Source organism: Mesorhizobium humile, from assembly GCF_033977215.1.
Lineage (GTDB): Bacteria > Pseudomonadota > Alphaproteobacteria > Rhizobiales > Rhizobiaceae > Mesorhizobium > Mesorhizobium humile.
This window is the reverse complement of the sequence record NZ_JAVIIV010000021.1, coordinates 114,972-125,193: the sequence shown is the minus strand read 5'-3', so window position 1 is coordinate 125,193 and position 10,222 is coordinate 114,972. Positions and strand designations below refer to the sequence as shown.

Sequence of the window (10,222 nt, the reverse complement as noted above, 5' to 3'; positions counted from 1 at the left end):
CGGGACAAAGACATGCTTAAGATCAAAGACTTAAAGCAGGTTGCGTGAATCCTTTTTCACGCGACCTGCTTCAGGTACGTGAGCACGAAGCGCAGAAAACCGGGCCAGATGGTCGGCAGGGTAGAACTATCAATGGGCGTCAGCCGACCTGCTCGACCTGCTGGACCTCGGGAACGAAGTGCCGAAGCAGGTTCTGGATGCCGTGCTTCAGCGTCGCCGTCGATGACGGGCAGCCGGCGCAGGCGCCTTTCATGTGCAGGAACACGGTGCCGTTCTCGAAGCCGCGGAAGGTGATGTCGCCGCCGTCCTGGGCAACGGCCGGGCGCACGCGGGTGTCGAGCAACTCCTTGATGGTCAGCACCAGTTCTTCGTCGGCCTTGTCGTAGAACTCGCCGGTCTCGCCAGCTCCGCTCGCCGGAGCGGCCGCGGCCATGACCGGCGCGCCGGACATGAAGTGCTCCATGATGGCACCGAGGATCGCCGGCTTCAGGTGCTGCCAGTCCGGGCCGTCCTTGGTCACGGTGATGAAGTCATAGCCGAAGAAAACGCCGGTGACGCCGGGGATCTCGAACAGGCGACCGGCCAGCGGCGAGGCCTCCGCAGCGGCTTCGGCGTTGCGGAAATCGGCTGTGCCCTCGCGCAGCACTTCCTTGCCCGGCAGGAATTTCAGCGTCGCCGGGTTCGGCGTCGATTCGGTCTGGATGAACATGGGTATCTCCAGGCCCTTCCCGGGCCGATAGTTTGGAATAGTTCTAAATAGGCTCTATCGGCTGGACATTCAAGCGAAACGCGTCGCCCGAACGGCTGGCTGGCGGAATGTTTTTCGACCCTTCATCCACTTAAGATGTGTTGAGATTCAGGTCAGGCCGAGTCGAGAACGGTGGTTTTCGAGAACCGGAGCGGAGCGTACTTGAAGTACGTGAGCACCGGAAGCGCAGGAAACCGCCGTTCGCAGGCCGGCCTCACCTGAATCTCAACATATCTCAGGCGAGGCTGTCGATCTCTTCGTCGGACAGATTCTGCGGCACCACCGTGACCGGAATGGGGAAGGCCGCACCCCGGCCGGCAACCGCGCTGACCAGGGGGCCGGGGCCTTCCTTGCCGGCGCCGGCCGCCAACACCAGGATGGCGATGTCCTGGTCTTCCTCGATCAGCTTGTGGATCTCTTCGGGCGGCTTGCCTTCGCGCACCACCAGCTCCGGCTCGATCCCGACGCTTTGACGCACCTTGTTGGCATAGCCGTCGAGTGCTCCGCGCGCCGTCGCGTTTGCTTCCTCGCGCATGATCTTTTCCACGCCCAGCCAGTGCTGGAAGTCGTCCGGCTCGATGACGTAGAGCAGCACCAGCACGCCGCTGGTGTGTTGCGCCCGCTTCGAGGCATAGGCGACCGCACGCTCGCATTCGGGCGTGTCGTCGATGATCGCCAGGAATTTGCGGCGATGGCCGACTTCGCGGCTGAGGCGTTTAGAGACCATGTCTATCTGCTCGGTATGGTTTCGACCGCAATCTGCCACTGCCGCGAACCGGCGGCAAGCCGCCGGCCGATACGGCAATGGTCCGACGAGGTCGCCAGAGCGTTTCACCGTTCACGGAAACGGCGAACCGCTCTATCTTTTTTTGCCTTGACGCAATTCCGAACGGAAAACCGCTCACACTTTTCCTGGAATTGCTTTGGATCAGTCCTGCAGCAGGCCGATAATGTCGCGCACCGTCTTCATCGTGCCCTCGGCGATCGCGCGGGCGCGGTCGCCGCCATCCTTGAGCACGGCGTCGACATAGGCGCGGTCGCCCTCGATGCGGCGCATCTCGGAAGCGATCGGCGCCAGCTTCTCCACGGCAAGATCGGCAAGCGCCGGCTTGAACACGGAAAACTGCTGGCCGCCATATTCCTTCAGCACATCTTCCTTCGAGATCTCCGCGAGGCCGGCATAGATGCCGACGAGATTTTCCGCTTCGGGCCGGCTTGCCAGCCCGTCGATCTCGCTAGGCAAGGCTTCCGGATCGGTCTTGGCCTTGCGGATCTTCTTCGAGATGGTGTCGGCATCGTCGGTGAGGTTGATGCGCGAGAGATCGGACGGATCCGACTTCGACATCTTCTTGGAGCCGTCGCGCAGGCTCATGATGCGCGCCGCCGGGCCGCCGATGACCGGTTCGGTGATCGGGAAATAGCCGTTCACCGTCTCTTCGCCGACTTGCATTTCGACGCCGACGCCGAGTGCGGCGATCTTCTCGGAGAAGTCGTTGTTGAATTTCTGGGCGATGTCGCGGGTCAGCTCCAGATGCTGCTTCTGGTCCTCGCCCACCGGCACGTGGGTCGCGCGGTAGAGCAGGATGTCGGCCGCCATCAGGCTCGGATAGGCGAGCAGGCCGAGCGAGGCGTTCTCGCGGTCCTTGCCGGCTTTGTCCTTGAACTGCGTCATCCGGTACATCCAGCCGATGCGCGCCACGCAATTGAAGATCCAGGCAAGTTCGGCGTGCTGCATGACGCGCGACTGGTTGAAGACGATGTGCTTCTTCGGGTCGATGCCGGAGGCCAGGAACGCCGCGGTGATCGAGCGGGTCTGGTCGCCGAGGTCCTGGTGAACGAGCTGCGCCGTCAGCGAATGCAGGTCGACGACGCAGTAGATGCAGTCAGACTGTTCCTGCAGGGCGACGAATTTCTTGATGGCGCCGAGATAGTTGCCGAGATGCAGATTGCCGGTAGGCTGGACGCCCGAAAAGACGAGTGGCTTGAAGGCGGACATTGTTTCCTCATGGCTTGTGGAGGGCCGTTTCGCGCGAGGCGAAAGTCTTTCGACGGCGCGCTTATGGACCAACGCCGTGGGCTGATCAAGAGCGGGCGGCACTGACATCGAAATGTGTGATATGGTGAGATGTGTCCCGTGATCCAGATGGAGAATGAATGCCTGTCGCGGTCGACGAACGGAAAGCCCCGAAGCGCAGGCCGGTCCACGAGGGGCCGCTGGAGACGGCGGCGCGGCTTCGGGCCGAATTCGGAGTCAAGCTGAGTGTGCAAGCACGTGAACCGTTGCCACGCTCGGCCTATGACGAATTGTCTGGCGAAGACGGGTGCCTATCGACGGCAGTCACGGATCTGGAGACTGTCCCGTAATAGGCGGTGCCTTCGACCCGCGCTTCACGTTCCTGCGGATCATGCCGAAATCGGCGCCGCCGGTGCCGAACGCGGCGATGAAGTAGAGCGCAGCGCCCCCGGCGACCAGCGCAAGCACGGTCGTCGCCTTCACGACCAGCGGCGAGCCAGGCCCGATCTGCGTGGCAAAGTGGCGCTCGGCAAAATAAAGCGCCACGGCCATGATCACCGCCGACAACACCAGCCTCGGGATGCGCCTCAGCAAGGGGATGTCGCGGCCCCAATGGCCGCGCCGGATCAGCATGGCGAGCAGCATCAGCGCGTTGACCCAGCCGGCGACGGCCGAGGCCACCGCGATGCCCGGCGCGCCCATCGACGGGAACAAGGTGAGCGCGGTGGCGACGTTCACGCCGACCGAGATGGCCGCGAAGATCATCGGCGTGCGCGTGTCCTCGCGCGCGAAATAGCCTGGTGTGAAAGCCTTGATCAGCACGAAGGCCGGCAGGCCGAGGCCGAAGATCGCCAGGATCGAGGCGACGATCGGCGTCGAGTGATTGGCGGCGAAGGCGCCGCGTTCATAGACCAGCCGCACGATCGGTTCCGACATCACCCAGAGCGCCGCCGCCGCCGGCAGCGTCATGAACAAGGTGAACTCGACCGAGCGGTTCTGCAGATTGGCGGCCTCGATCAAATTACCCGATTTCAGCGCCCGCGACAGTTCCGGCAGCAGCACGATGGCGACGGCCACGCCGACGACGCCGAGCGGCAATTGGTAGATGCGGTCGGCATAGGCCAGCGACGACACGGCGCTGTTCTGCGCAGAGGCGATCGCCGTGCCGATCAGCTGGTTGATCTGGGTGATGCCGCCGGTGATCGCCGCCGGCAGCGCCAGGATCAGGAGCCGCTTGACGTTGGGCGTCATCTTCGGCCGGCGGAAACCGATCGAGATGCCTGCATTGCGTACAGCGATCCAGACGATGGCGAGCTGCACGATACCCGCCGCCAGCACGCCCCAGGAGAGCCCGAAACCGACATCATGCGCGTCGAGCCCATGATACCAGGCATAGGCCAGCACGCCGATCAGGATGATGTTGAGGAAGGCGGGCGCGATCGCCGCCGCGAAATAGCGGCGCAGCGAGTTCAGCATGCCGGCCATCATGGCGCCGAGCGACATGCAGATCAGATATGGGAACATGATCGTCGCAAGCCGGACGGTCGTCTCGAACTTGCCCGGAATGTCGGCAAAGCCCGGCGCCACCAGGTAGCGCACGATCAGCGGCATCGCGAGCTCCATCGCGATGGTCAGCGCCAGTAGCGCCGAGAACAGCACGCCGAACACTTCCTCCGAGAAGCGCTTGGCGCCCTCATTGCCATGCTGCTCGATCTCCTTGGCGAACAGCGGCACGAAAGCGGCGTTGAAGGCGCCCTCGGCGAACAATCGGCGGAAGGTGTTGGGAAACTGGAAGGCCGCGTTGAAGGCATCGGCGACCGGCCCGGTGCCCAGTGCTGCCGCCATCAGCATCTCACGTCCGAACCCCAGCGCGCGGCTCATCAGCGTGCCGGAGGCGACGGTGGCGAATTTCTTGACGAGGCTCATGCTGGAGACGACTGCCAGGGAAATTGCGTCAAATGGATGGTCACTCGGCCGCCGCCTTGGCCTTGCCGTTGCGTTCGGTCGAATTGCCTTCGAGCGTATCGATCAGCCGCTTGTGGATGGCGGCGGTGCGCGTCGGGCTGTCGATCTTCTGACCGGTGAGGTCGGTGACGTAGAACGTATCGATGACCTTCTCGCCGAAGGTCGTGATATGCGCCGAGGCGATGTCGAGCGAAAGGTCGGACAGCGTCCCGGTGATCTCGGAGAGCAGGCCTGGCCGGTCCAGCCCCTCGACCTCGATCACCGAAAACCGGTTCGACAGCGTGTTGCGGATCTCGGCGCGCGGCGGGATGCGGAAAGCCTTGGCGCCGCGCTTCGGCTTGGTGCGCTTCTCGATCATCTCGGGCAGCCAGCTCTTGCCCGAAAGCACGTCCTCGATCAGCCGGCCGACGCGCTCGGCGCGGCGGCGCTCGTCCTCGTCGCGGTCGAATTCCCGCGAGATCAGGATGGAGTCGAGCGCGCGTCCGTCCGAGGTGGTGAAGATCTGCGCGTCGACGATGTTGCCGCCGGCCGCGGCGCAGGCGCCTGCAATGATCGAAAGCAGGCGCGGATGGTCCGGCGCCAGCACGGTGATCTCGGTCACCGCTTCGAATTCATGCGTCTTGACCATGGTGGCTAGCTTCTTGCCCGCCGCATCCGCCTCGCGGACGAATTCGGCGTGGCGCAGCTGGTCGTTGAGGTCGACGGCCAAGAGGTAATTCTCGTAGTGCTGCGCGACATAGCGCTTGCGCTCCTTGGCCGGCCAGGCCGACAGCGCCTCGGCCAGCCGTTCGCGCGCGGCGGAAGTGCGCTCGGCGCGCGACACTTCGGAGAAACCGCCGGTCAAGAGCAGCTCGGTCTCGAAATAAAGTGTGCGCAACAACTGCCCCTTCCAGCCGTTCCACACACCCGGCCCGACGCCCCGGATATCGCAGACGGTGAGGATCAACAGCAGCTTCAGCCGCTCGACCGATTGCACGATCGAGGCGAAATCCTCGATGGTCTTGCGGTCGTTGAGGTCGCGCGTCTGCGCCGTCATCGACATCACGAGATGGTTCTCGACCAGCCAGGCGACCGTCTCGGTGTCGGCGGCCGATAGCCCCATATGCGGGCAGATGCGCCGCGCGATCCGGGCGCCGGCTTCCGAATGGTCCTCCGGCCGGCCCTTGGCGATGTCGTGCAACAGCACGGCGACATAGAGCGCCTCGCGGCTTTTCTTCAGCCCCGGCATCAACGAATGCGACAGCGGATGCACCTTGGCGCCGTCGCCGCGCTCGATTTCGGCGAGCACGCCGATGCAGCGGATCAGATGCTCGTCCACCGTATAGTGGTGGTACATCGAGAACTGCATCATGGCGACGATCTTGCCGAAGTCGGGGATAAGCCTGCCGAGCAGCCCCGCCTCGTTCATGCGCCTGAGATTGAGCTCGGCGTTGCGGTCCGACGTCAATATGTCGAGGAACAGGCGGTTGGCTTCCTCGTCGCGCCGAAGCGACTTGTTGACGAGGCCAAGCGAGCGTGTGAGCAGCTTCAGCGCGTCGGGGTGGAACTCCAGCCCGTGCTTGTCGGCGAACCAGAAGAGTCTCAGCAGGTTGACCGGATCGCGCTCGAACACGCCGTCGTCGGCGATGTTGATGCGGTGGTTGTCGACGATGAAGTCCGACGTTCCCGCAAGCTTGCGCTTGCGCCGCGAAAAAGTGAGGAAGATGCGGTTGAAGCCCGGCACGTGCTTGGCCTGCTCCTCCTCGAGCGCCGCGCAGAAGATGCGGGTGAGGTCGCCGACATCCTTGGCGACGAGGAAATAGTGCTTCATGAAGCGCTCGACGGCCGACAGGCCGGGATGCGTCGTATAGCCCAGGCGCTCGGCGATCTCGCGCTGGATGTCGAAATGCAGCCGCTCTTCCGCCTTGCCGGTGAGGAAGTGCATGTGGCAGCGCACCGCCCACAGGAAATCCTCGGCCTTCTGGAACTCGCGGTATTCGGCGTCGGTGAAGACGCCCTTCTCGACCAGTTCCTCGCCGGTGCGCACGCGATAGAAATATTTGCCGATCCAGAACAGCGTCTGCAGGTCGCGCAGGCCGCCCTTGCCGTCCTTGACGTTGGGCTCGACCAGATAGCGGCTTTCGCCGGCCTTGGCGTGGCGCTCGTCCCGCTCGGCAAGCTTGGCCTGCACATATTCCGGTCCGGTCGTGCGCACCACTTCATGGTCGAAGCGGGTGAGCAGCTCGTCATAGAGCTTGTGTTCGCCCCACAGGAAACGCGCTTCCAGGATCGAGGTGCGGATGGTGATGTCGCTGCGCGAGAGCCTCAGGCACTCGTCGATATTGCGGGTGGCATGGCCGACCTTCAGCCCCATGTCCCACAGCATGTAGAGCATGTATTCGACAATCTGCTCGCCCCACGGCGTCTGCTTGTAGGGCAGCAGGAAAAGCAGGTCGATGTCGGAGCCCGGCGCCAGCGTGCCGCGGCCGTAGCCGCCGACGGCAACGACAGCCATGCGCTCGGCCGCCGACCGGTTCTTGACGCGGTAGACATGGGTGGCGGCGAAATCATAAAGCGCCCGGATCAGCTCATCCATCAGATGCGAGAGCCGCTCGGCGCAGGCATTGCCGCCGCCATCCTGCTTGAGCATGGCCTCGGCGATCTTTCGACCTTCCGCCATCCGGCCTTTGAGCAACTGGAGGACGGCGGTACGGACGGCCGGGCCCGAGCCGTCGCCGGCGCTTGCCGCCGTCAACGCGGTCAAGTCGCGGCGCAAGGCGTCGCCATCGATGATTTCGTCGAGTTTCAGGGAGATCTTTGCCATTCGGCGGCGTCTATAGCCTGTTTTCGCGGCTCTGTGTATGGGGCGGGCCGCCGCGTTTCCAGCGGCGCGCGACGGACGCCATGCGGGGCCGGATGGCGAAAACCGGAAAAATCCAGACCGCCCCTTGACCTTCCAGTTACTGGAAGCACTACCTCGGCCTCAAGTTCGAAATTCAGAGGCTTGGCCATGACCCATTCAGACCATCACCACCATCATGCGCATGGCGGGGGCTGCTGCTCCGCGAAGGATGTCGCGCCCGCCGCCGAAGCGGTGATTCGCGATCCTGTCTGCGGCATGACGGTCGATCCCGCGGCGGGCAAACCGACGGCCGGGCATGGCGGCCGGACGTTTCATTTCTGCAGCGATCGCTGCCACACGAAATTCCAGGCCGAGCCGGAAGCGTATCTTTCCGCCACCGACCCCGTCTGCGGCATGAGCGTCGACCGTGCGAGCGCGAAGCACTTCGTTCGCCACGAAGGTCAGGGCTTCTACTTCTGCTCCGCCGGCTGCAAGGGCAAGTTCGAGGCCGAGCCGGCAAAGTATCTAGCCGGCCGGCCCGAGCCGCAGCCGATGCCGAAGGGCACGCAATACACCTGCCCGATGCATCCCGAGATCGTCCGCGACAAGCCCGGTTCCTGCCCGATTTGCGGCATGGCGCTGGAACCGATGGGCGTGCCGACAGGCGAGGAAGGCCCGAATCCCGAGCTCGTCGATTTCACGCGCCGCTTCTGGGTCAGCGCGGCGCTCTCCGTGCCGCTCCTGGTCATCGCAATGGCGCCGATGCTGGGCTTCAGCTTCGAAAACCTCATCGACGGCCGCACCAAGACCTGGGTGGAGCTGGCGCTGGCCAGCCCGGTGGTGTTGTGGGCGGCGTTTCCGTTCTTCCATCGCGGCTGGGAATCGATCCTCAACCGCAGCCCCAACATGTGGACGCTGATCTCGCTGGGTGTGGGTGCTGCCTATCTCTTCAGCCTCGTCGCGACATTGTTCCCGGGTGTCTTCCCGCACCAATTCCGCGGTCATGACGGCGCCGTGCCGGTCTATTTCGAGGCTGCCGCCGTCATCGTGGCGCTGGTCTTCCTCGGCCAGGTGCTGGAACTCAGAGCCCGCGAGCGGACCGGCTCGGCCATTCGCGCGCTGCTCGACCTTGCGCCGAAGACGGCGCGGCTGATCGGCGCCGACGGCTCCGAGAACGACGTGCCGCTCGACAGCGTCAAGACCGGAGACAAGTTGCGCATCCGCCCCGGCGACGCCGTGCCGGTCGACGGCACCGTGCTGGAGGGACGCTCGGCGATCGACGAATCCATGATCACCGGCGAACCGCTGCCGGTCGAAAAGACCGAAGGCGACACGCTCACCGGTGGCACGCTGAACAAGAACGGCTCGCTGGTCATGCGCGCCGAGAAGGTTGGCGCCGAGACCACGCTGTCGCGCATCGTCGAGATGGTCGCCAAGGCGCAGCGCTCGCGCGCGCCGATCCAGGGGCTGGCCGACCGCGTGTCCTTCTATTTCGTTCCGGCCGTCGTGCTGGTCGCCATCATCGCCTTCATCGCCTGGGCGGTGTTGGGCCCGCAGCCCAGCCTGATCTTCGCCATCGTCTCGGCTGTGTCGGTGCTGATCATCGCCTGTCCCTGCGCGCTTGGGCTTGCCACACCGATGTCGATCATGACGGCGACCGGGCGCGGCGCGCATGCCGGCGTGCTGATCAAGGAAGCGGCGGCGCTGGAGCGTTTTGCCTCCGTCGACACGTTGATCGTCGACAAGACCGGCACGCTGACCGAGGGTAAGCCGCAGCTTACCGATGTCGTCGCGGCCGGCGGCATCGATGAGAACGAGCTGCTCGGCCTCGCCGCCGCGCTCGAAAAGGGTTCCGAGCATCCGCTGGCCGAGGCGATCGTCGAGGGCGCCGCCGCGCGCGGCCTGAAGCTGGCCGACGCGGTCGATTTCGAAGCCGTCACCGGCAAGGGCGTCTCGGGCACCGTTTCAGGCAGGAAGGTCGCGCTCGGCAATGCGGCGATGATGGTGGACCTCGGCGTCGGGACGTCGGGGGCCGATACCGAGGCGCTGCAGGCCGAAGGCAAGACGGCCATGTTCGTGGCCGTCGACGGCGGACTCGCCGGCATCGTCGCCGTCGCCGATCCCGTCAAGGCAACGACGGCCGAGGCGATCAAGGCCCTGCACGACAAGGGCCTGCGCATCATCATGGCCACTGGCGACAACGAGCGCACGGCAAAGGCGATCGCCGGCAAGCTCGGCATCGACGAGGTCCGCGCCGGATTGCTGCCGGACGAGAAGGGCGCGCTGGTCGAGGAACTGCGTGCCAAGGGCGCCGCCGTCGCCATGGCCGGCGACGGCGTCAACGACGCGCCTGCGCTGGCCGGCGCCGATGTCGGCATCGCCATGGGCACCGGCGCCGATGTCGCGGTCGAAAGCGCCGGCATCACGCTGGTCAAGGGCGACCTCAACGGCATCGTGAGGGCGCGTACATTGGCCCAGGCGACGATACGCAACATCCGCCAGAACCTGTTCTTCGCCTTCCTCTACAACGTGCTCGGCGTGCCGGTCGCGGCCGGCGTGCTCTACCCGCTGACCGGCACGCTGCTGTCGCCGATGCTGGCGGCGGCGGCGATGAGCCTGTCGTCGGTGTCGGTCATCACCAACGCCTTGCGGTTGAGAACATTGAAACTCTGAG

Annotated in this window: 6 protein-coding genes; 1 reads left to right on the top strand and 5 read right to left on the bottom strand. The window is 64.8% G+C overall.

What is annotated here, in order from left to right:
• Positions 1 to 139 precede the first annotated feature (139 nt).
• The 5 genes from RFM52_RS26280 to RFM52_RS26260 all read right to left on the bottom strand — a co-directional run bounded on the left by RFM52_RS26280 (position 140) and on the right by RFM52_RS26260 (position 7,530).
• On the bottom strand, positions 140 to 709 hold the full coding sequence (locus RFM52_RS26280; protein WP_320294334.1) for a NifU family protein: 570 nt from the start codon (positions 707 to 709) through the stop codon (positions 140 to 142).
• Between the two features lie 274 nt (positions 710 to 983).
• The gene (locus RFM52_RS26275; RefSeq protein ID WP_320294335.1) at positions 984 to 1,475 is read right to left on the bottom strand and encodes a universal stress protein; all 492 of its coding nucleotides are present in this window, start codon (positions 1,473 to 1,475) and stop codon (positions 984 to 986) included.
• 201 nt (positions 1,476 to 1,676) lie between these two features.
• Positions 1,677 to 2,744: a tryptophan--tRNA ligase gene (trpS, locus tag RFM52_RS26270; RefSeq protein WP_320294336.1), complete on the bottom strand. Its 1,068-nt coding sequence runs from the start codon at positions 2,742 to 2,744 to the stop codon at positions 1,677 to 1,679.
• A gap of 342 nt (positions 2,745 to 3,086) precedes the next feature.
• Positions 3,087 to 4,688: a murein biosynthesis integral membrane protein MurJ gene (gene murJ / locus RFM52_RS26265; protein ID WP_320294337.1), complete on the bottom strand. Its 1,602-nt coding sequence runs from the start codon at positions 4,686 to 4,688 to the stop codon at positions 3,087 to 3,089.
• A 40-nt stretch (positions 4,689 to 4,728) separates the two neighbouring features.
• On the bottom strand, positions 4,729 to 7,530 hold the full coding sequence (locus RFM52_RS26260) for a [protein-PII] uridylyltransferase (protein WP_320294338.1): 2,802 nt from the start codon (positions 7,528 to 7,530) through the stop codon (positions 4,729 to 4,731).
• Positions 7,531 to 7,716: 186 nt separating this feature from the next.
• Between RFM52_RS26260 and RFM52_RS26255 the strand changes: the two genes are divergently transcribed.
• Entirely contained in the window at positions 7,717 to 10,221 is a 2,505-nt protein-coding gene (locus tag RFM52_RS26255) for a heavy metal translocating P-type ATPase (RefSeq protein WP_320294339.1), read from the top strand.
• Position 10,222: the final 1 nt, after the last annotated feature.